Annotated in this window: 15 protein-coding genes; all 15 read right to left on the minus strand. The window is 55.2% G+C overall.

The window, feature by feature from the left end; all coding sequences use genetic code 11:
* Nucleotides 1-13 precede the first annotated feature (13 nt).
* On the minus strand, nt 14-1,096 hold the full coding sequence (gene tssG, locus ES815_RS22240; RefSeq protein WP_142489762.1) for a type VI secretion system baseplate subunit TssG: 1,083 nt from the start codon (nt 1,094-1,096) through the stop codon (nt 14-16).
* Nucleotides 1,060-2,829, minus strand: a complete 1,770-nt coding sequence (tssF, locus tag ES815_RS22245) for a type VI secretion system baseplate subunit TssF (RefSeq protein WP_142489763.1) — start codon at nt 2,827-2,829, stop codon at nt 1,060-1,062. Before tssF ends, tssG begins: the two co-directional genes overlap by 37 nt.
* 32 nt (nt 2,830-2,861) lie before the next feature.
* Nucleotides 2,862-4,469, minus strand: coding sequence for a type VI secretion system protein TssA (tssA, locus tag ES815_RS22250; RefSeq protein ID WP_142489764.1), 1,608 nt, complete (start codon nt 4,467-4,469; stop codon nt 2,862-2,864).
* A gap of 19 nt (nt 4,470-4,488) precedes the next feature.
* Nucleotides 4,489-7,860, minus strand: a complete 3,372-nt coding sequence (locus ES815_RS22255; protein WP_142489765.1) for an ImcF-related family protein — start codon at nt 7,858-7,860, stop codon at nt 4,489-4,491.
* Nucleotides 7,853-9,061: a hypothetical protein gene (locus tag ES815_RS22260; RefSeq protein WP_142489766.1), complete on the minus strand. Its 1,209-nt coding sequence runs from the start codon at nt 9,059-9,061 to the stop codon at nt 7,853-7,855. The genes ES815_RS22255 and ES815_RS22260 overlap by 8 nt, the downstream gene beginning before the upstream one ends.
* Before the next feature lie 2 nt (nt 9,062-9,063).
* Nucleotides 9,064-9,327: a PAAR domain-containing protein gene (locus ES815_RS22265; RefSeq protein ID WP_142489767.1), complete on the minus strand. Its 264-nt coding sequence runs from the start codon at nt 9,325-9,327 to the stop codon at nt 9,064-9,066.
* Between the two features lie 571 nt (nt 9,328-9,898).
* Nucleotides 9,899-10,114, minus strand: coding sequence for a hypothetical protein (locus ES815_RS22270; protein WP_260609650.1), 216 nt, complete (start codon nt 10,112-10,114; stop codon nt 9,899-9,901).
* Between the two features lie 133 nt (nt 10,115-10,247).
* Nucleotides 10,248-11,207: a hypothetical protein gene (locus tag ES815_RS22275; RefSeq protein WP_142489768.1), complete on the minus strand. Its 960-nt coding sequence runs from the start codon at nt 11,205-11,207 to the stop codon at nt 10,248-10,250.
* Nucleotides 11,194-13,893, minus strand: a complete 2,700-nt coding sequence (locus tag ES815_RS22280) for a hypothetical protein (RefSeq protein WP_260609651.1) — start codon at nt 13,891-13,893, stop codon at nt 11,194-11,196. The genes ES815_RS22275 and ES815_RS22280 overlap by 14 nt, the downstream gene beginning before the upstream one ends.
* Before the next feature lie 14 nt (nt 13,894-13,907).
* Nucleotides 13,908-16,349 carry a type VI secretion system Vgr family protein gene (locus ES815_RS22285; protein ID WP_142489769.1) on the minus strand — a complete coding sequence of 814 codons (2,442 nt, stop codon included), beginning with the start codon at nt 16,347-16,349 and terminating at the stop codon, nt 13,908-13,910.
* Nucleotides 16,346-18,976 carry a type VI secretion system ATPase TssH gene (gene tssH, locus ES815_RS22290; protein WP_142489770.1) on the minus strand — a complete coding sequence of 877 codons (2,631 nt, stop codon included), beginning with the start codon at nt 18,974-18,976 and terminating at the stop codon, nt 16,346-16,348. The genes ES815_RS22285 and tssH overlap by 4 nt, the downstream gene beginning before the upstream one ends.
* Before the next feature lie 173 nt (nt 18,977-19,149).
* Complete coding sequence (gene hcp / locus ES815_RS22295) at nt 19,150-19,641, minus strand: type VI secretion system effector Hcp (RefSeq protein WP_029883904.1); 492 nt, start codon at nt 19,639-19,641, stop codon at nt 19,150-19,152.
* A gap of 5 nt (nt 19,642-19,646) precedes the next feature.
* Nucleotides 19,647-21,317: an OmpA family protein gene (locus tag ES815_RS22300; RefSeq protein WP_142489771.1), complete on the minus strand. Its 1,671-nt coding sequence runs from the start codon at nt 21,315-21,317 to the stop codon at nt 19,647-19,649.
* Nucleotides 21,317-21,982, minus strand: coding sequence for a type VI secretion system protein TssL, short form (gene tssL / locus ES815_RS22305; RefSeq protein ID WP_142489772.1), 666 nt, complete (start codon nt 21,980-21,982; stop codon nt 21,317-21,319). The genes ES815_RS22300 and tssL overlap by 1 nt, the downstream gene beginning before the upstream one ends.
* Nucleotides 21,979-23,319: a type VI secretion system baseplate subunit TssK gene (tssK, locus tag ES815_RS22310; RefSeq protein WP_142489773.1), complete on the minus strand. Its 1,341-nt coding sequence runs from the start codon at nt 23,317-23,319 to the stop codon at nt 21,979-21,981. The genes tssL and tssK overlap by 4 nt, the downstream gene beginning before the upstream one ends.
* Nucleotides 23,320-23,323 lie beyond the last annotated feature (4 nt).

A 23,323-nucleotide genomic window follows, 5' to 3' on the forward strand; every position in this document is an offset into this window, starting at 1 on the left:
GGAAAGTGCGTAATTAATCGAAACGGTAATGACCGTCTTCAGCGGGCGACAGAGCCTGGCTGTGCAGCCCTTCATAGCAGCCCAGGCTGACCGTCAGGGTTTCCCGGTTATCGCTGAGCCTGCCGTCCTTCAGGCCGAGCAGTCCGGTGCGTCCCAGCTGTATTCGCCGGGCTTTACCCAGCCGGGGATCAGGCAACAACCGGACCGGTACGGTAAGACGCAGCCGTGCATCGCTGCGGTAACCCAGATAAACCCGCATCAGAACCAGCAGGTCAGTATGGATCTGACCACCGGGTAACCAGCCTTCGGCTTCGTCAGGATCTTCCGTGACAAGCGTAACCCGCACCCTGCTACAGGCTTCCCTGGCGGTTTTGCCAAGCGTTGCCCGCTGCGAAAGTCGGACACGGTTTCCGGCTTCCAGCCCGGTGCGGTTTTCGATATGCACTGTAACCGGGTCGGGTTGGGTGATAACCACACGGGTATGCGGAGCCAGCAGGCTGACCAGCGCGCGGATACCTTCCGCATTGCGGGTGGGCAGCCGCATGGTGCCGAGCAGCGCCAGAAAGCGGGAAACCGGCGTTTCCACATGTTCCGCCGTGCCCGGGATACCCAGCCCCACCAGCCCCAGCAGGCACTGTGATGTCGCATCTTCCCCGCCCGCCTCAAAGGTGGCCGGATAAGCGTATTTGCGCCAGATCCGGTAGTACTGCGTGGTGATGCGGTGACTGAAGATGTCCAGAAACGACGTGACCGCCTCATAACCATCCCGGCGCTGTGCGATATCATCCAGATACGCGCCCGGCAGGGGTGAATCCACACCGTACATCCCCAGGAAGGTGGTGCGGACGGTCGGGGGTAACCCGGGATTTTCCTCATCGGTCTCAACCGTCCGCAGCTCGGTGACCGGGAATCCCATCCCCGGCCAGGAGCGGAAACGCACCGGATCGTCGCCCGGATGGCTGGTCGCACCGAGCTTCGGCGCATCTGGATGCTCCTGCTCCAGCAACTGGCAGAAACGATAAAAATTAGCCTGCCAGATGTCCTTATTGAGGGTTAACGTCAGCCTGGTACGTGCTGGCTGTGATTCTCGTTCCATCTCAGTCGTTTCCCTGTCGGTTGCAGTACCAGCGTGAGCTGGTTAAAGAGGTGAATATCCGCATAGAGCGCGAAGAAACGGTGCAGCATCTCGCCGAACAGGTTCACGTCGCCCTCGCCTGCAAAGTTGTCCATGTTCAGCGTGATCTCGATATCCACGCCCCGCAGCATTAAACCTTTTTCAAAGCGGCGGATCAGTGTGTGCTTCACCGCAACGATGGCCTCAAGGCGACGGCGGTTCATCTCATCACCGGTCCAGTCGTACAGCGCCAGCGTCCCGCGCAGCACTTCCGGGTTATCCATCATGCTGAGGAAGTTTGAGCCGAGATGGCTCATCACCCTCCAGTGGAACCGGTCGTTTGCCGGAGGATACAGGGGCATGGTGGGGGCCGTGACGTTCAGTACCCTGACCGGAACTTTGCCCGCTTTCACCACCCTGTCCAGCAGGGTACTTTCCAGTGCCTTACGCGGCAGCTGGCCGTTGGTGCCGGTGATCCGCATGGAGAGCGATTCCGGTTTTTCGGAAAGCTGATCCAGCTCGAAAGAACGTCCGCCGAGGATAAGCCAGGTGTCATAAAGACCGGAAGCGCCGCGCTTAACGCGCGTGTGGTAGTAGCGCTCCGGCGCATCGTGGCGCATCATGCCGCCCCGGTGCCGGAAGCTGGTGAACGGGACATAATGGTGCTTGCCGAGCTTCACCGCGCCGTGGATATTATCCACGCTGTAAATCTCGGTGTGCCCGTCCTGGAGGCGCAGCGGCCGCAGCAGGTACTCATTCTCCAGCGGACTGAGCGTCAGCGGATCTGCCTCAAGCGTGAAGAGATTGATAACCGGCGCACAGTGCAGGCGGAAATTATCCGTTTCAAACGGCAGGTCAGGTGACCAGGCTTCACTGAGCACCATGTCGATTTCAAACCAGGTGCTGGCCGCCGTCAGTCCGATAGTGTCAAGGCCGCGCAGCTCCACAAACATAAACTTCGGACGGAAGCTGAAATACTCCAGCAGCAGCTGATAGCCGCTGAATGCCGTGTCGCTTTTCTTCCACAGACCGTCATTGTCATCAAAACCCACCGGTCTGCACCAGCCGTCAAACGTATGGCGTTCAGTGCCGGTTCCGGCATGACGGGCATACATGGCATGCACCCGACGGGTCATCGCCAGATGCAAGGCGGAACTGACCGGGCTTTCGGCATTCAGGAAAATAGCGACTTTCTCAAGCCCGGCCTTGCTCCAGTCCACTTTTTCCGGGCATTCAAAACGCAGGCGGATGGCCGAACGGCCGTCCGTTTCGGTATGCAGTCGCGCACCCGCAAGGTGCAGGGGTTGCAGGGGGACATCCCGCGTGGTGCGGTACTGGCAGGCGGTTTTGTGTGGCCCCACCGGACGCGACAGCACCGAAAATCCTTCTGCCAGCGTCTCTGCCTGACGCAGGCTCCGCCAGTCCGGCGTAAACTCAACGATGGCAAGCGACGGGATGGTCCGCATGTAGTGTGGCCATAACAGGCTCACCAGCCCCTCAGTCAGCTCCGGCAAGTCATCATCGAGCTTTTCACGCAGCCTGCCCATCAGGAAGGCAAATCCTTCAAACAGACGTTCTACGTAAGGATCGCGGGCACCGGGTTTATCCAGGTTAAGCATCGCCGCCCGGTCCGGGTGGGCGCGGGCAAATTCTTTTCCGGCCTCACGCAGATAGCGCATTTCGGCCTCGTAATAGCGCAGGGTTAAGTCATCCATGCACAGTATTCCTGATAGTTAACAAAGATATTCTAGTCACACAGCACCATGGCCCGGGCCGGATCGATGGCAATCAGCCCCGCCAGCAACACATCCATCTCGGGCATCAGCCGGGTTTTATCGGACTCGCTGCGACTGGCTTTCATGCGCAGCAGCTTCAGGCGGCGGGCCTGAACCTCGAACAGCAGGCCCGGCTCCCAGTCCGCTAGCGTCAACAGCGGAGCGGAAGCCGTCAGTTCCCCCAGCAGATGCAGCGCCATCTCGTTGCGTCCATACTGCTCGGCCACCCGGGCCATCAGCAGGCGCACCAGCCAGCGCTGACGCGGGGTATCCATTCCCGGGCGGGACTGGAGCCAGGCGAGTGCAGCTTCAGGCCCTTCGCTGTCGCCCTTTTCCATCGCTTCAGATTCCAGTAACAGCACGTCGTCTTCATGCCCAGTGGCAGCCGTTACTGGCTCAGTACCAAATGACAACCCCTCTTCGTGTACCTTTTCCGCAATCCAGCCCATGGTCACCTCATCTGCAAACGGAGTGCCGTCATTCCATGCCAGTCCTTCCAGCCCGGGCAGGCGTCTGAGGAGCAGCCGCAGATCCAGCAGGACTGACGCCGACCAGTTCTCCCACGGCTGCCCCGAATGGCTGAGCCCCTGCCAGAGATACCACTGAAGATCGAGCCAGAAATGGTTCACCGCTTCGCAGAACATCTGGCTGGCCTGTTCGACCAGCTCAGCCCAGTTTTTCTGCAGATACAGACGCTTCAGTTGCGCCCGGTACTCGGGTTTAGGCGGGAGCAGCCGGGTACGGCCAGCGCTGTCCAGCGGCGGGATCTGATCGACTGTATCCCAGCGAATGGTTTTTATCAGCCGGTGAGAGGCCAACCATCCCTGCGGTTGCTCACCCAGCCAGTCGGAAAGTAGCCTTGCCTGATCGAGCAAATCACGCCCGGACTTCACGGCAGTCAGTTGTGGCGACGGAGAAAAGACGGTGTCGCGTCCGGTTTCATGAATGCTGCTGTTCTGGGGTATAAGCACCTCCACCCCGCCGGAATGCGCCAGGCGATTATCCAGGATGGCACAGAAACCGGCAAAAGAGGGTTTTTCATCTTCAGGCCAGTCAGCGACGCTCGCCGCCAGCAAACTGACAGCCCCCGCAGTCAGCACGGCATCATCCCGATCCACTTCCGGCCAGCGCGAAAGTGTATCCAGCATTTTTGAGCTATTTAACCATTCCAGTGCAGCTTTCCTGGCATTAGCGCGCAGTGGGTGACAGCGTTTGCCGTAGCGGGACAGCATCGCGACCAGCAGTAATAACCCTTCTGCCAGTCCTTTCTCACCGTCGCGGCTAAGCCGGGCCTGGATATACCATGTGACGACACGGATATCTTTGGCGCTTTCACACAGTATCTTTTCCGCCAGCGTACAGAGCAGCGCCGGATCGGTCCCCGAGAGCTTATTAATTTCTTCGCGCATCAGCTGGAAATTGTCGTCATAGGCCGGATCGTCACCCGTTTCCGTCTCAGGGCTGACAGGTTTTAACCAGTTATCCCAAAGTGACAGGGTGCCGGAGGCGTTATCGATAAGGCGTTGTTGCTCTTCCTGATTTGTGGCGCATGCCGATAACAGGGCTTGGGGTGAACTCATGTTTTTCCTTGTCTCATCTTTATTCGACGTCTTCAGCGCTGGCCGTAACCGTAAATATGGTTTCAGGCAACGTAAACCCCTGGAGCTTCAGCAACGCAAGCGGACCGTCGCCCAGTTCGCTGCGCATCACAAATTTCAGCGGATTACCGTCCGGCGCTATCCAAACCATCTGAGTGCGGCTCGCATCAAGGGGGGTAACCTGGGCTTTATCCAGCAGACGGATGAAACCCCAGTTTCCCTGGTTGCTGGTGTAGAGTTGCATTCCGCTGCTGACGCTGCGCCAGCGGAGGCTCGCACCGGGGTAGTACGTGTTTCCCGGCCAGGTAAAACTCTGCCAGCTTTCCATCTGGTTAAAAAAGTCCAGATTCTGTTCATCAAGCGTCAGCTGCATACGAGCCACATCACGGGAAGGACGCGCCATCAGTTCGAAGTGAACGTTCGCGTCCCCCTGGGCAAAAACGATATCCGACAGTTCAGCCAGCTGGTTAATGGCCCGAAGGAAATTCGGGTTCACCTCCATACCCTGGTTTGCTGAAGGATCCACCACCCAGTGACTCCCTTCCTGGTGAAGGATGCCGCCGAGGCTGGTTTTCAGGAACGTCGCGATACGGCCTGAATCACTGCGCAGGAACTGCGCCAGTAACGGCAGTGAGGCATCACCACCGGTGGCTTTAAACGGATAGCGACCGGCAAAGGCTTTGTTCCACTGATCGACAATAGTCGTCTGCCAGCGGGTATTAAGGCTTCCTGCCGCCGGAGTCAGCACCTGTCGCCAGGCCAGATCCAGCGGCTGAACAAACAGTGACTGACCGAATCCGTTCCACTCCTGTCCGAGGCTTGCCGCCACCAGACTGCTGTAGTCACGCGTATCGGTCAGGTCGGTAGCCTTGCCCTGGAAGACTGTCTGGGCCAGCATCTGGGACATCGCCTGCGGATCCGGCGCGCTGGTGACCTGCTGGAGCTTGAGGCGCACCTGCGTCACGCGGGCAAGCCAGGACTGGAAACTCAGGTTACCGTTACGTCCGGTGCCCTCTTTTCCCTCCATGAACCCCGTCAGCGGACCAAACACGTCATCCAGCGGTCCTTTCGGCCCCTGTGCCTGTTCGATGAACGGCCGGGCATATTTTTTTCGGCCAACCAGTTTTTTCGCCGAATCCACGATCGAATCCGCCAGCGCTTCGCCCTTCTCGCCTGTTTTTCCCTGGTAGTTCAGGGTGTTCATTAACGCCACCAGGGGTGACTGGCGCACATCGCCGATCAGGCTGAGCTGGGCAATGGTTTCTGACAGCGATGTCGCTTCCTGCCACTGAATGCTGTTGACCATATTCAGCCAGGCATTACCAAAATCGGTAAAATACCGTTCGGTCAGCCGGGCCTTCAGCGCTTCGGGTGCAATATCGCTCCCTGGCTGACGGGTTTTATCCGTCAGGACCCAGTCAATTTCATCGCGGCGAGTTTTAACCACGTCGTTAATCGCATCCTGCACCTGCTCTTCCCAGGCCTGGCGGGTAAACATGCCTGGCACTACTTCGTCCGTGCTGAAAACGGTGGAGGCATCGGTGTCGCCGGTCATATCCGCCAGCGTTAAATCTGGCCAGTTACTGGCCACACGCTTCAGCATGTCCTGATACAGCCCCGATTCAGCATTGCGCTGGCCAATCTGTTTGAGCAGGATCTGGCGCACGGTTGCGACAAGTTCAGCATCGTGCTTAATTTTCCATTCCGGATGAGCCGGGAGATTCTGCGCGTAAAAACCCAGCAGTTTCGGGGCCAGTTCATGCCAGGCGCCATCCGGCACGCCCTGTCGTTTTGACCAGGCCAGCAGCACATTTTTCGCCAGCCATCCGACATCCGCTTTGTCCGGCCGGGCCATCATCAGATAGCTTTTCAGCACATCGTAAGCCCGCTGTGCTCCCTGCGTGCGGGCATCACTGGCAGGGGGAAGCTGAACATAGGCGTTCAGTTGCTGCTTCAGGCGCGCTGCGGTGGCATCACGCATTAACAGGGCATTATTGCGGGCATACAACGGCCAGAGCGCCGTCAGCGTGTCGCGGTCCTGATTGAGTCCAAAGCGGGTGTACCACGGCGCACCGGTCGCCTCACGGTTCTGCAGCCGGGCAATGGCCTGCTGAAGCACGAGCTGGTTATGCAAACGTTCGGTCAGCGGCTGTCTGGTATCGGCAGCAAGACGGGCGGTGCTCTGCGCCTGGTAAATCTGCGCCCGGTTGACGGTGAGGGACACGACTGTACCTGTGCCCCAGAACATAATCAGGCCAAGCAGCAGTAAACGCAGCCCCTTAAGCCAGTCGAAACTCAATTTTCTTGCGCGTACGACAGCACAGTCATCAATAACGGCTTTCCAGCCAGGGTTATCGAGCCGGGTATTGGGTACTGAGCCGGCAACAGCCAGTTCCGGGCTGAACATTATTCCCCGCAGACGGTATGCCGCCGTTCCCTGCACCAGTCCGCTCAGCAGGATGTTCAGGTTTGCTTTAAGGTCACCCTGCAGGCGGGAGGAGAGCTGCAGCAACCAGTTGTGCTGCGGGTTGTTCAGCACCTTAGACATTCCGGCCTGACGTAAACGCGACACCAGCGTATCCAGCGTGGCGAGCGCATTCTGCGGGGTGGCTACGGGGCCGAACAGCGCACCGGTGGCTACCGGTTCACTCTTATCACCGGTAGCCGTTTCTTTGTCTGTCAGCCATATCCAGACGGGAGCCTGCCAGCCGAGGAGATAATCGGCCTTCTGGCGACAACGTAAGAAGGCGTCACGCTCAGCGTCGGTTGGCAGCGCTGAGGTATTTATTACCTGGATGATGCCGTCCACAGCTTTACCCGAAAGCAGATGTTTTAACCGGGACAGGAAAATTTCATCCGGCAGTGACTGCGCATTGCCACCATAGATAAGCACATTGCCGTCACCTTCCTGCCAGAGATCGCAGCACAGCCCCGGCACCGCCTTCTGAACCTCATCCTTATTGCCCATAACGAGCAGGATCCTGACCTGATGCTGCCAGCGACGCCCGTACCGCAGGCGCAGATGCTCTGTTACCGGTTCATGCAGAAAAACAGGCTCACTGTTATCCTCTGCCCCTGCAATAACCTGCGCTACCGGGGCGAGAATCTGCTTTTTATTCTGATTCCAGTGGACGTACAGACCTGATTTACCCGCAAAATCGAATGCCCTTTCCACCAGCCATCCCAGGAGTAACAACGCGGCCACTAGCACTGCACAAAATGTGAGTATTCGTTGTCCATCATACGGGCCTAACCCGGTGGACGAAGCCATATTTTCCGGAAAGGCGTAAAACAAAAATGCAACGATGACTGTCAGGAAAAAAATGACAGTAACAACAGAGCCGATGAGTGTTTTGACTTTGACCTTAGACATTCCCTGACGATCCCTTGCGAACTTCTTCTTTGGTGATTACGGTGACCCAGATGTCATCTTCATCTGAGGCAGGCTGCGCCGCGATAACCTGCGGGCCATTGTCGTTACAGGCAGCAGAAGCGAGAATAATGGCAAGCCAGGGCGCGGCACGTCCGGTATATCCCAGCGCGGGATCAATACTCCTGTTATCTTTCGACAAACTAAATACCACCCCGTTATTCTCACAGGCCATATTCCATCCACTTCCGCTGGCTATCGCCGAGCCTGTATGCCAGCCGGCTTTCAGTGCTACAGAGTCTGTTGCGGCCCATAACAGCGCTCTGTTTAGTGTTTTTTCAAGCCCGGCTTCCTGGCCTTTTTCAGGCCTGTGGAGACACACAGCATCAGGCCAGGCGACAGCCTTACGGTTGCTGAGTACCAGCAGCGTGATGGCGTCGGCATCACCTTCATATGGCAGCGCTGGCAACGAAAACGTCACTGCTACAAGAATGCCCGGTTGCTCCCAGCGCTGGTCGAGCCAGGCATCAAACGCCGCCAGGCCTTTGCCAGCCAGAAGCCTGAAAAGCCGCCCTGTTTTGGCTGAGAGTTCATTTCTGAAATGTTCCTCTACTCTGGAACGAATATCATCATCGCAGTCCAGCATGAGGCAGCAGGGAATATCTTTCGGGAGCATTTCCGTTATCTTCTGCACCCGGGTGACAAGTGTTGACGTAGTGGAGATGATTTCAGCATCTAAATCGGTCTGGAAGGCATTCAGGGCTGCATACCTGACAGCAGACAACCGACCACGAGGGGTTGAAAGTTTTGCCGCCAGCGAAGAGCTTTCTACCGCTTTAATCAGTACACCCGTTTTGTTTCCTGTAATATGCTGAACGCTGGTACCCAGTATCCACGCACAGCGCTGACCCCGTTGAATTTCACGCTCAATCAAAAGCTCACGTTCTGTATTGCGGGATTCGGCTCCAGTCTGTTCCGCCTTATAGGCGAACCGGCGAAGCCCAAAAATAAGCCCCCATGAGCAGAACGGCAGACCCAGTGCAGTAAACCAGAATACAAACCCCGTACGCTCAGCGGTCCATCCCCAGAGCGTCAGGGCAATACCGCCCAGCATGATAAATACCAGAAACAGCATCCAGCGACGGGTATCAGGACGCGGAACTTTCGCCGCCTTTTCGGGAACAGCATCCAGCCAGACGGGCATAATCAGGCGACCTTTGCAGGTGCATAAGAACTGATCAATGTGCAGCCACACCCACATCTGTGTCCATGAAAGGCAACCGGGATCCCGTTATCAAGATAATTCGGGTTACCTTCGATGATAGTTGTCGGGCCATGTCCGGGTATCGGACAGGAAACCATGTCACCTTTACGCGCCACACCGAGCCCGCCAAATTTCATCGTTTCGGAAGCGGTCATCACTGAGCCACCGTGAGTGGTTTTATCGCCTTTTCGAATAATCTGGAGCATTATTTAAAGCCTCATTGTTCGTTTATAGATGATTTACTGTTCTCTTATCGAAGATACGAGTTTTAGTTCATTTATAAAAAATAAAATCGTAAGGTGTGATATTTTTATCCACAAAAAAATCGAATACGTGCTTCACTTCTGACTTTGAAATAAATATTTATTTAACAACGGCATCAACCTTAACCAAGACAACAAGTGGAGTGCCTTTTGAATTGATATAGCCGACATTCACCCATTTATTATCGAAGGACTACTGTATTATTTTTATTGTTTCAGCGTTACAAGATAGGCTTTAGTTTGTGTGTTACTATCTGAAACAGTGAAAAAATGTGTCTTCAAGTTAATTGATGATTCATTTTCAATACTATGCAAGTAATCAGAGATGGCATTTTTTAGAAATTTTTCGTTTTTTCATTCTCTTTCGCTAATCGTTGATATTTGTCTATATTTTCTTTTGAGGGGACATCGCAACGAAGCATATTACTTGCACGTCGGATATCCAATGAAGATAGTTTATTGTTCATTTTATTGATTGAAGGTACGTATTCCACAGCGGGTCGTCCTTGCCGTATTACCATTCACTCCCGTGCTTCGCAATCACACGGTATAAGCGGTCGCGGTAGGAGGCATTATGCACCGCCTGAAGATACTCCTGCTCCGGGTAGGAGCCGTCATGGTTGCTTTCAATCAACTCCAGCAACCGCTGGTAGTTATATTTGTTCAGTGCGTGAGTCGTACGCGTTTCATCCTGCGCCGCTTTATACAGCTGCTCCAGAATGCCCTTCACCACGTTGTCCGGTTGTTGTATGCCATTAATCAGTTCAAAACTTGCAGGTGCCCTGTTCAGCGTGACAAAACCCTGTGATTCCAGCGCATACTAGTTCATTCTGAACCTGGCATGCACAATACCAGACGTAGCTTTACTGGATTAACTTCATATAAAAAGTGAATGGATATTTTTTATTACCTGCTGCATTTGACCATACCCCTTTCAACTGTCCCTTTTCAAACAGACCATCAAACGTCTCCGTTCCCTCAGGAACAAAAGCATTCAAGATCAATCGCTTATCTTTCCGACAGCCAGTTACATTTATTTTTTTATTCATTTTCTCATAAAAATAATAACCAGAAACATTGTCACTGTTATATTCGAGATGCAAGCCTATTCTGAATCTTCCGTTTAATTTTCCTATATAATTAGTCGAATCAGAGTCTATACCACAGTTACTTAAACAACCAATATCATTCAAATTTATAGAGTCAGAATCTTTGCTATCAAGAGCAATTACAGGGAATTGTTTGTTTTCAACACCATTAATAATATGTGATAGATAAAACAAAATATCATTTCCTGTATATTCATTGGGTTTATATGCTAACTTAATTTGATTCACACATAATTCTGAAGCTACTTGTAAAAGCAAGCCATCTTTTTTTTCAGAAATTTCCCCTGCCGATGTATCACATTCCTTGCCAGACCATTTTTTCACGTTATTACTGAAATCAACAGAGCTTTCAATGTAATAATACCTTACAGGTGAAAGGAGTTTATTGTTATATTTAAATGTAATAAACTCTATAGCCTTTGTACTATCAAGGTACGCTTTCGAAAAAACGTATCTTTCTCCATATTTTTGCAAAGAGACATTTTCTGTTGTTTCATTCATATCAAAATAAGGGAATATTTTTTTTCCATTTTCAATATCTGCCAATTCAACTTTGTAAGATACATCACCAATATTCCGTTCCATTTTCAAGAAAATATCGCAAGAAACACTTCCCTTTAAAGAACAGTCTGAAACATCTAAGTCAACATTTGCATGTACATAAAAGGAACATAAAGATAAAACAAGACATACTATATTATTAGATTGTTTCATTTATTATCACCTCAAATAATTCAGCATAATCCTTAAACTCATCAGCCTTATCAGGAATACCATGCCGATAACCATTGATGATTAATCTTGCATTAAAGTAATCCTTTTTACCTGTTCCCAAATAAGCCTCTAATGTATGGCCGGCCCTGAAACTACCTTCTTTCATACCTTTCATCATAATTGAAACAGCAGTACCGATTTCAAGGCAGAGATCTGGGCTGGTAACAATATCTGTACCTGTTATAGATTTGAACTTCTCATAGGAAATTTTCCATGTTAACTGAACTAAACCACGCCCGCGATATTTATACCCATCGCCAATATTTGTGTTGTGGTTCAACATAGCTCTTTGTCGGTTAGATGCTGTTGGACCTGAACCATAATCGACTTCCGCTTTGTTATATGAAATATCTTCACTAATTGGTTTAAAGAACAATCTTTGCTTGTAGGCATAAGACTCTATTCTTATTGTAGCAAGCATATAAGAAATATATTTCTCATTAAAATCCTCGAAATAATTATAATACTGTCTCTTCATTTCATTTAAAAGTTTTCGCAATGAATCTTCAGAGTCTTGAGTCAATGCAGGGATGGTTATTTTGTTTCCGCTATCATAGAATCCAAAAACTACAGAATGTTTTTCTTTATACTTTTGAATAAATTTTTCGATATCAAACCATTTAGATGAACTGTTCATTGCCTCCAAAAACACCACCGGATGCATATGCCACGCCTCCGGCCCCAGCGCAACGCCCTTTTCAGACACTTTCTTCATCCACGTCATCTTATCCAGAAACGTTTCCAGATACGTCTTCCACAACGGCGCATCCCTGTTTAACGTCCCCAGGTACGTCTTCCACAGCGGGTCATCCTTGCCGTAATACCATTCACTCCCGTGCTTCGCAATCACACGGTATAAGCGGTCGCGGTAGGAGGCATTATGCACCGCCTGAAGGTACTCCTGCTCCGGGTAACAACCGTCATGGTTGCTGTCAATCAACTCCAGCAACCGCTGGTAGTTATATTTGTTCAGCGCGTGAGTCGTACGCGTTTCATCCTGCGCCGCTTTATACAGCTGCTCCAGAATGCCCTTCACCACGTTATCCGGTTGTTGTATGCCATCAATCAGTTCAAAACTTGCAGGTGCCCTGTTCAGCGTGACAAACCCGAGCTCGCCTAACGCATACTGCGACACTTTCTTCACACTGGCTGCGGGCAACCACCCACCCTCAGGGCGTATCTGATACCAGGCCGCGTCCTGAGTACCGGCCACCGCATTCCCTGCCGCATCAGCACCGGGCACGTTTGCAAGCGTCAGAATACCCGGAGCCTTTGTTTTACGGCTGCCTGCAGTTATTCCGGTATCGCCCCTTTCTGATAATGGCGCATCCTTCTGCCAGGTCAGGTAAACCGGAGCATCGTCCCCCGCCTTTCCGGGATTGGTGATGAACGTTTCCATATCATCCATGCTCAGGCACTCAATGTGCACCTGGTAGCGCGAGCGTTTCCCGTTCTCTTCCGGTAGCTGGTAAAAACCCATATGCCCGAGACTGTCTCCGGCACTGACAGGCACTGGCGCGGAAGGGACATGCACATCATTGAAAACAGGCTCACTACCGGATGCTGCCGGGGCAGCCGTCAGGCTGTCACCATCTGACACCACCCACACCCGGTCGCCCTTCTTCAGCTTATCCTTATCCCGGCCCAGTGTGACCAGACTGAATGTTCTTGCTGCATCGCCGGCGTTCCTGCCGGGGCGAACGACCTGCTGCGCGGTATTACCGGGCTCGTAAGAAAGCGGGAAATCTGCCGTCAGTCTGCCTGCATTTTTATATTGCAGTACGTCTTCACGGCTCAGATAGTATGACCAGTCTGTACGCGAGGTGCAGTTCACGATACCTTCTGACTGAGTGGTGTAAGCCGGAACGCATTTTGCCCACCAGGAGGGAACGGGCGCTGACGCCGCTGCTTTCAGTGAGCCCCGGTCAGACACCGTCCAGATTTTCGTTCCTGCTGTAAGCGTTTCTCCTGCAGTATTTTTTGTGTCACTGGTAATGGTCACTTCTGTAAACTGACGCCGGTCACTGCTGCGGGTCACGATGGTGTCACTCAGCGTGACAGGGGTGTCTTTAGCCAGTTTTCCGGCTGCGCGCCCAGCCTGCAAATCTTCCGCGCTGGTGTAGTAACGCTGGACGCCTGCCACTTTTCTGTCTGACAGGCTTCCCTGTTGTTTATAAGCAACACAGGGCGCCAGATTCATATACAGCGTGAAAAATGTTAGTCCACTTTCTTCCGTGTCGCCCGGCTGAATATGATGTTTCACCAGCACAAAGGACGTTGAAAGGTGCAGATTTTCTCCCCGCCATTCAATAGCGGCGCTTTCGTAGTCCTTACACACACGCCAGGCCACGATTTCTCCGTCGGCCATACAACGAATAAATTGTTCCCCTTTATACAGTTCACTGCGATATTCTTTCTCGGCCTCGCTGTCCGTACTCAGGGCACACCAGGGGATGGTAGCATCGGTAATATGAATGCCTCCATGCCACATTCCCTGACTTCCTACCAGATACAGTCCCGACCTTTCACGTTCAAGCTTCGATAATAACTCTTCAGCAGAAGTGAACTCCTGACCTTTAGCATCTGAAGGGACGGGAAAACTCTGTTTAGGTATAACTGCAGCCATAAAAAACCTCCGTGTTAATCACATGCCCATTTTGCAGAACCTTTGGCAGGATCCTTTTCAGGCTGATTCTGTCGATGTTGATCATCATTTTTCGATGGGTCCGAATTATCCGTTCCTGGCTCGTTATTAGTGTCCGGGTTTAAAGAGGTTAAAGGAAAATCGGGAGTGTCACAGGGAAGACTTGCAGGAGTACAGGGAACCAGATACGTCGCCACTTTCATTATCATCATCCCTTCCGAGCCATGCTCTATCCCGTTCTGGCTCAGCTTCAGATATGATCCGCCGCCGTTCAGCGTTAAGATTTTCGGCGTGGTAATGGTGATTTCGTCTTCGTTACTGGTGATGGTCATCTGCTTTTCAGAGAACAACGCCATGGTGTTATGCTGTGCCTGAACCTCAATATCCCCCTGATTCGCAACCAGCTTCGCCCCATCCTTATGTACAAACAGCCCCAGTGCCTTTTCTACCGTCACGGACAGGTTTTGCATGGCGCCGATATTCAGATGCGCGCCGGCGTTAATCATGGTGTTCTTCGTGCTGGTCAGCTGGAGATGTTCACCGGAGGTCAGTGCCACCCCCTGTGGGGCGCTTGCCAGTATCACCGACGACTGAAGGTCTTTCAGCCTGCCCGTGACCAGGTTGATCTGGGTGCTGATATCCGATACCAGCGCCCCGGCCGCTTCGGCGGCACCGTTCAGCGCCTGCATCTGGCTGTTGGCCTGATTAATCTGAGTCACCGCCGGGGTCATCTCAAGCACCGGCCCCTGAGCTTTTGGCTGTCCATGTGCGGCCAGGAAAAGGCCTTTCGCCGCGCGAACTGCACCATACTCATCCGTGCGCAGTTCAAAACCTGTACCGCGACGTTCGCGCTGCGCATCAACCAGATGGCCCATATTAAGCTGACTTTTCCCGTACTCCGTGGCGAGCTTGATATGCTCCTCACCGCGCCTGTCTTCCAGCCGCAGTTTGTTATTCGCCGGAGTACGCAGAACGTTGCGCGTGTGGTTATCACTGGTTACGTGGTCAGGGTGTTCAGAGTCATGCTGCGCATACGCAATATACGGCCGGTCAGGGTCTCCGCTGTCAAACATTACCGCCACTTCCGTACCGTCGAGCAACGGCGCATGCCAGCCGTAGGTGTCACCGGCGTACGGTTTCGCCAGCCGCAGCCACAGATAAGCGTAACCCTGCTCGCTGCTGTTGCGGTCAAAATCCAGCTTCACCCGGTAACGGCCCTGCGGGTCAAGCCAGGCATAGATATCCCCTTTCTGCGTGCTCTCCACGCGCGCCGGCAGCGTGCCGGAAATCACCGGACGGTTAAGCGGTGCCGGGCGGTAACAGACGGTCTCACTGTAGGGGATACCCTCGAACGACATCCGGAAGCTGTCCTGCCGCGAGCCGCTGGCTTTTACCGTGGTGATAACTATCCCGTCCTTCACCACCTCCGGCAGGCCGGCATTGGTTTCCAGCACCTGTCCCGGCGCCAGATGCGGGCTGGAGGTGCGCCCGCTGACGGTATACTGCTTATTCAGGATGCGCTCGTGGCGCAGACGGGCGAAGAACGCGCCGGTTTCGGGGCTTTCCGTATCACCGGCTGTCAGAAACGGCTCTGCGTAGTGGTAGGTTTCACCCGTTGTGATGCCTTCCTGACTGCTGAGGCTGACCGTGCTGTCCTGCGGCGTCAGCGCTTCCCGGTAGTTGTAATCCCGGGTCGTCACCCCGCCACTGACAACGTGGTACGCGGTATGAATATCCCAGACACTCTCCCTTCCGCTGTCACTCATCCCGGCAGGGTTGCGTAACGGGAGGATCACACCAAACTGGTACTGCTCCTGAGAGTCCTGAAAAATGACGACATCCTGCTCAAGGCGGCTGTCCATCTCGAACCGCCAGAAAATCCCCACTTCGGCCAGCAGACGCTCAATAAACTCCAGGTCGGTTTCACACCACTGAGTAATCAATTCCCGGACCGGATACTCGCGGGACAGGCGGAATTCAAAGTCTGCCCCTTCCAGCCTGTGTTTACGTAGGATCTGCTCCACCACTTCAACAACGGACTGATTGAGGAAAATTTCACAGCCCTTCGTTTTCGCTAACAAGGCAATACGCGGCACCAGCGCCAGGGCGTAAACGGTATCCTCTTTTGATGTGGATTTGCGCTCAAATTCCTCAATCACGCCGTAAACGGTACGCACAGGTAAAGCAGGCGTCCCGTCAAATACCGGGGTCTGGAACGTAAAGGATGCGGGTTTTAACAGCACGGCTTCACTTGTGATATCCGGCGAAGAGCAGGTCACGGAGATATCATATCGCCAGGGCTTGCTCAGGGATTCCACCGAGCTGAATTTCAGTACGTCAAGAAATTCAGCGCAGTCATGAACATCGACCCGGTAGCGCGACTGGCCCAGCAGTTGCTGTACCAGACTGGCCGCATCGTTTATTAAAGACTCGCTCATACGCCCGCACCTTCATCAAACGCCAGCACAAACCCATCCTCGTCATCCCAGCCAAGTCGCAGGTTCTGCGGCTTCTGCCCCGCAGCCATATGGCTGAGCAGTTGCTGGCTCAGTACCGGTAGTATCTGCTGGTTCAGCAGGCTGTCGATATTGCGCGCCCCGGTATCCGGCAGCAGGCAGGCGACGGTCAGCGCGTCGTACAGGGATTCATCGATGGAGGTCTGCATACCATAGTGGCGCGCCAGACGCTGGCTCACCTGGTTCAGCTTTATTCCCACAATCGTGCGCATGGCCTCCCGGGTGAGCGGGCGGTAAATCACCGTCTGGAAACGCGCCAGCAGCGCAGGCTGGAAGTGATCGCGCAGCAGCGGGCGCAGCAGTTCATGCAGGTCTGATTCGGTACTTTCCGGCTGTTCGTCCAGCATCTGCATGATGTAATCGCTGCCGAGGTTGGAGGTCATCAGAATGACCGTGTTGCGAAAATCGATTTCACGCCCCTCGCCGTCACGCATAAAGCCGCGGTCGAACACCTGATAAAACAGGTTCATTACGTCGCGGTGGGCCTTTTCCACTTCATCCAGCAGCACCACACTGTACGGGCGTTTTCTTACGGCCTCAGTCAGAATACCGCCCTGACCGTAGCCGACGTAGCCTGGCGGTGAACCCTTAAGCTGGGAGACGGTGTGTGGTTCCTGATATTCGGAGAGGTTGATGGTAATCAGGGATTTCTCGCCACCGAACAGTTCACCGGCAAGCGCTAAAGCGGTTTCGGTTTTGCCAGTGCCGCTTGGCCCGGTCAGCAGGAACACGCCCTGCGGGCCGTTCTCCGGCGCGAGGCCGGTTTTTGACGCGCGCAGGCGCTGCGCGATGGCATTCAGCGCCGCAACCTGGCCCACCACGCGTTTACCGAGGCTGGTTTCCAGGCTCAGCAGCTCCGTCTGCTCGTCCTTCATTAATGAAGAGAGCGGCACACCGGTCCAGTCGGCAATCACCGTTGCGACGGTACGCACGTCCACGTCCAGCCCCAGCAGCGGGTTACTCTGCTGAACCTCACTCAGTTGCTGTTGCAGGTCGGCAATTTCTGCCTGACGAGAATTATCCGCGCGGCAGGCGAGCAGTTCTTCCGTGAGTTTCAGCTCCTGGCCGTACTGCGTTTCCCGTTCGTCGAGTTCCACGATGATGCGGACTTCGTCCTGCTCAATGGCCGCCAGGCGCTCACCGGGAGGAGTGTTGCCCACCGCGATATCTTCCAGCAGCGCCTGCTTTTCCATCGCCAGGGCCGTGAGCTGTGCCTTCATCCCGGTCAGCGGCTCCGGCACGGTGTCAAGGCTCATACGCACGCGGGCCGAAGCAGTGTCCAGCAGGTCCACCGCCTTGTCCGGTAGCTGGCGGCCGGTCAGATAGCGCCTTGACAGGGTCACCGCCGCCCTGACCGCCTCATCGGTAATGTGCACTCCGTGGTGCTGCGCGTAGCGTGATTTCAGACCCCGCAGCATCAGGCAGGCGGTATCGTCGTCCGGCTCATCCACCTTCACCATCTGGAAGCGCCGCTCCAGCGCGGCGTCGCGCTCGAAGTACTGTTTGTACTCGCTCCAGGTCGTCGCGGCGATGGTTCTGAGTTCGCCACGGGCGAGCGCAGGTTTCAGCAGGTTGGCCGCATCCGCACCACCCGCTTGGTTGCCTGCGCCGATAATGGTGTGTGCTTCGTCAATAAACAGCAGCACCGGTAGCGGCGACTGCTGCACTGCCTCAATGATGTTTTTCAGGCGCTGTTCAAATTCGCCCTTCACGCCCGCGCCGGCCTGCAGCAGGCCAAGGTCAAGAGTGCCTACCGAGACCGGCTTCAGCGCATCCGGCACGTTGCCCTCCGCGATGCGCAGTGCCAGCCCCTCGACCAGGGCGGTTTTGCCCACGCCGGGCTCGCCCACCAGAATCGGGTTGTTCTTACGGCGGCGGGAGAGAATATCCACCATCTGGCGGATTTCGTTGTCGCGGCCGAACACCGGGTCGATTCTGCCCTCGCGGGCACGGGCGGTGACGTCGAGGGTGAACTTGTCCAGCGCGTTCTGCAGTGCCGGGGTGAGTTCACCTTCCTTGATTTCTTCATCTATAAGCGTCGCATCGCCAGTCTGCGACAACCCCGCCTCCTGCTGCACCTCCGGGCGCTCGTCCGACTGCGCGTCCAGCAGCGGCCGCAGGCGCTCAAGCTGGCTCTGCGCCAGGGCCAGCAGCGGCCAGAGACCATCGCAGCGCACCCGCAACGGTTTCTCCACCAGCGCCATCAGCAGGTGAATGCTGCGGATCTGCTCTTCACCCGCCAGCGACGCCCGCAGCCAGGCGTCCTGCATCAGGCTCTGAATGCTGTCAGATAGCTGCGGACGGCTGCGCACTGAACGGGGCAGCGTGTCGAGAAATACCAGCAAATCCTGCCAGATGGCGTCCATATCCCATTCGTAGCGTCGTGCCAGCACCGTCAGGTCGCACTCGCCCTGCTCCAGCAGCTTCAGCAGCCAGTGCTCGGGCAGGATTTCCGCGTGGGCGCGGGTCTGGCACAGGGAAGCCGCGCCCTCCATCGCACGGGCGCAGTAGGGGTTAAGACGGCGTAACAGGATGGCTGGGTTTTCCATGAGACTCTCTCTTTATCAGTTCCGGGCACGCTACCGCCCGTCGCTGTTCCCTGTCATTCAGGAACCCGAAGCGCATCAGGTCAGGCAGGCAGATTGTGTTGTTCTTTGCTGAACGCCCGCGGTTACAGACGTTCAGCAAAAACGGCGGACAGGCAACCCTGTCCGCACGAGACTTACGCGGTGGTACGTTCGTTCCAGGAATCGGAATGAATGATGTTGCCGTCCTTGTAGGTCCAGGTGATTTTTTCGTAGCGCAGCTCAATCTGCTCCAGGTGGTTGTGCTTCTCGAACGCCGGATCTTTAATGTCGTGCATCTTCGGATTCACTTTCACCAGCTTGACGTTCTCAAGCTTGGTGTTGAAGTACTCCACTTCCTGGCCGGCGTCGTTGATTTTGTACCACTTGAATTCGGCAGATTTCAGGGTCTGGCCGGTGGTCACCGCCTTGTACAGATACGGGCTGGAGGAGTCGATTTCCTTGGTGAACAGGAACGGCGTGTGGATACGCGTGCCGGTCAGTTTGCCGGTATTATTGTCGGTCGGGATGTACAGGTTATGCTCCTGCGCCACCACCTCAATGCTGCCTTCACGGTCCTTCACGTCCACGGACCCTTTGATGTCCGCGCCGCCGTCGTCCTTCAGCCACAGATAAACAGGAATTGCCATGTTAATTACTCCATTTCATTTTTTGAGACATCATCATCCGATGACGCCAGTGTGTTGCCCGGCAACCGGCAGGCATTAGCCTGCGGCACCAGACTGATTTCGACACGGCGGTTCAGCACGCGGCCTTCCGGGGTGTCGTTGGTGGCGACTGGACGGTTTTCGCCGTAGCCCTGCACCGCAAAACAGCTCTCCGGCACGTCGCCGGTGTCGCGCATCCAGTCGCGTACGGACTCCGCCCGCTTAAGCGACAGCACCTGGTTGGATTTGTCATCCCCCGTGCTGTCGGTATGGCCCGCCACCACAATCAGCCAGCCGGGCTTCGCCTTAATCCCCACCAGCGAATTCACCAGCAGCTTCGTGGTGCCGGGTTTCAGCGCCCACCTGCCGGTGTCGAACAGCGACATACTGTCGAGGCGGATGATTTTCGGTATTGGCTTAATGGCGGGTGCCGGAGGGGGCACATACGAGTCAATCGCCTTCTGTAACGCCAGCCACAGACGCTGACCGGGGTAATAGCCCAGCGCATACCTGAGCGGTTCCCCCTGCCGCTGCCAGCGTTCCAGCAGAAGGGCGTCCTGTTTCAGCGCGGCAAGTGACTGCGCCTTCGGCTCATAATGGTTCATGGGGATGGCATACCAGCGCTGCAAATTCGTCCCGACCTGGCGGATCAGCGCCGCGTTATTCACACCAGAAAAACCGATGGCAGCAAGAACACATACCAGCATCCATAAAACGAGGCGACGGGTACGCTGCCCACCCTGGACGGGCGCACAGTAAGGCGCAAGCATCGGTAACACCTCATCAGGAAAACGCCCTGCCACCTCTGCGGATCCGGCTGCCGGTGGTAAAACCAGATGCGTCAGACGACTCAGGTGATGCGGCCACAGCGAACCCGTGTCAGCAGAGGCCATACCGCTGCGAAACGCCACAGCAAACAGATGAACCGACGGGAACAGTCGATCCTCTTTCACCAGTTCATCCATCAGAATGGTGCGTATAAAAGCAAAGGCTTCCCGAAGGACAGGCATCAGCGCCAGATGATTGTCCTGCTGCCAGTCATCAAGCGCCTGTGGCGTCTCATCAACAGGGCAAACAACCGGTTTATCGCCACGGACAATAACCCACGGGGTTTCGGGACCGGAAAACTCACCGCTCAGGATCACCGGCGGAGTGAATCCAGCGATCAGACACAATTGTTTCATCTGCTGGCGCAACGCTTTCAGGGTCGCGCGCAGCACCGCTTCATCCTGATGCCCGTCGGGGTGGCAGGTATACATAACGGCGATTTGTCCGGCCTGCCGCGGCTGCTGCTCCTGGATATCGCGCACGATATCAGTGAGCCTGCTGATGTCATTCACCCGCAGCCACCAGCCCTGCGCTGTTTTACGCAGCGTTTGCACCCCAAACAGTGCATCCAGGCTGTCCCCACAGACGAGAACAATCGGCCCCGCGTCAGCGAATACAGGCAGCTCAGTACCAGACGTTCCGCCATTGCCCCGAGCCTGGCTGAAACGGCTTTTTCGCCGGATCTGCCAGACGGTCAGCGCAACGATGCACAGTGTCATCACCCCTTTAAACAGCGTGCCTGCCGGAATGAAACCCCACAGAAGCCACAAAAGCGCAGCGGCACTCGCCATTACGTGGAGTATCAGAGAAACCATGACTGATTTGCGCATTAGTGGGGCAACTCCGGTAACTGCGCGGATAACAGCGCCTGAAGCCAGAGATGACCGCCCCACCACACGACGGCCATGACCACAGCCGCCGCCACGATCCAGAACCAGACGGAACGAAGCAGGCTGTAACGGTGCTTTGCGGTCCGGCGCACCACCAGAGAGATCTCCGCATCCAGAGGCGGCACCCGCTCAGCAAGCGCTTTAATCACTTCTTCCCGCTGCGACTGGCTGACTGAGCTCTTGCTGTATAATCCGTGGAACCCCAGCGCGATCACCCGGTGGTAGCAGGTCAGAACGGCCATATCCGGCGCAGGCTGGCGCAACACCTCAGCGATACGATCCCAGAGGGCTTCGCCTGCGTGTAATGATCCGAAATAGCGTGCCTGTAACGGCGCTTTTCGCCATGCCTTATGGCCTGCATCGGCTTCACCCGGCGCTCTGCTCATCACCACTTCATCAAGCAACGCACACTGGGCATAGGAAATATGCGCAATGCTGGCCTCGTCGTATCCGGCACGTTCCAGTGCCCCGCGCACCTGTTCCACCTGTTTGCTGCAGGTTTCATACAGCACATTACCGTCCGGTGTTGTTGCCCCCTGCTTAAGAAGGGTGACAGTGAGCCAGGTGTCGGCCATCAGTGCATCAATATCAATACCTTTTCTCATGATCGCAGTACCGCAAACAGTTCGAGTTCAAGCCGTCCCAGCAGGGCTGGCACGTAGAACATGCAGACACCCTGCTCCAGCATGTCCCTGGCCGCAGCACTCTCCATGTCCAGCGCGAAGTACTGGTTCTCCATTCGCACCGGCAGCGCTGCCGGCACGCGGTTAACAGCAATAATCGGGATCCCCTGCAGGGCGACGGTCGAAATCGCATTCACCTCATCCGGTGAACCCGCCTTACATAATGCCGGGAACTTCTCTACCACCTGCCAGGCGGGAACGTCAGACCTAACAGAGAGCCAGAGATCGGCCTCCTCACGCAGACGAATATCATGCAGCGAGGCTTTCCACGTCTGTTCGTCCGGGCGAAGCATGTCAAGCGCGATAACACGGGACGGCAGGCTGGCTTCCAGTAAGCCGGTAATCAGTTCAAACAGCGGCGGAAACGTTTTTTCCGGTTCGGCATGGTCATAGCCGGGAATGGCGTCCAGATCGCTGTCGAGAGAAAACGTCAGCATGCTGCCCGCGAGCCGCGCAAGCTCCGCCCACACCTGTTCAGGATGACGGGCCGGAAAACGTTCAAACTCTGTCAGCACCCGCGCATGGGAGTTCAGCGCATTGAGCAGCCAGAAAAGAGAGACGTCTGCCACCGCGAAATCGGCCAGACGCTCGTTGCTTTCCCGGCGCATGGACATCAGACGCTGGCGGCGAGAGCGAAGCTGGCGGTTCAGTAACACCAGTCTTTCCCGCATCGCCGGGCTGGCAGAAAACAATGCCATGGGCGGAATAAATGCAGGATCCTGACGCCATCCCTGTCCGTCGCGGATAAGCCGTGCAACCGGGCAGCACTCCCACGACGCGTTATCCTCATGTTCAAACCGGATAGCGAGGTTAAAGCGGGCGACAGCGACGGACTCCTCTTCGCTGCCAAACGCATCCTGGACACTCACCCACTCTTCACGGTAGCGAAGCGGCCGGTCTGCCATAACCGGTTCCTGCTGCACGTTATTCAGCCCGGACTGCAGGAGCGGCAGGGCAATCACCACCGTAACCCTGTCTGAACGCTGCGATAAATCCAGTTCGCGTGGTTCCGGCGGCAGATCGCTGACGCCTGTATCTACCAGCGTGCCATCAGGCAGCCAGAGCCGCAGGTGTGTCACCTGAATCAGGCCTGAACCCAGCAGCCTTTCATCAAATTGAGCCCGCTCCACGCCCCACGCAAACGGCGAGGCGAGCGCCGCTACGCCTGTGCTGCGAAAGGATCCCCATTCTGACTGTTGCTGGAACTGCTGAGGGGACAACAGCGCCCCCTCGTTCCACAGCGGACGATAAATTTTCATCCCT

The organism is Leclercia adecarboxylata, from assembly GCF_006874705.1.
GTDB lineage: Bacteria > Pseudomonadota > Gammaproteobacteria > Enterobacterales > Enterobacteriaceae > Enterobacter > Enterobacter adecarboxylatus_C.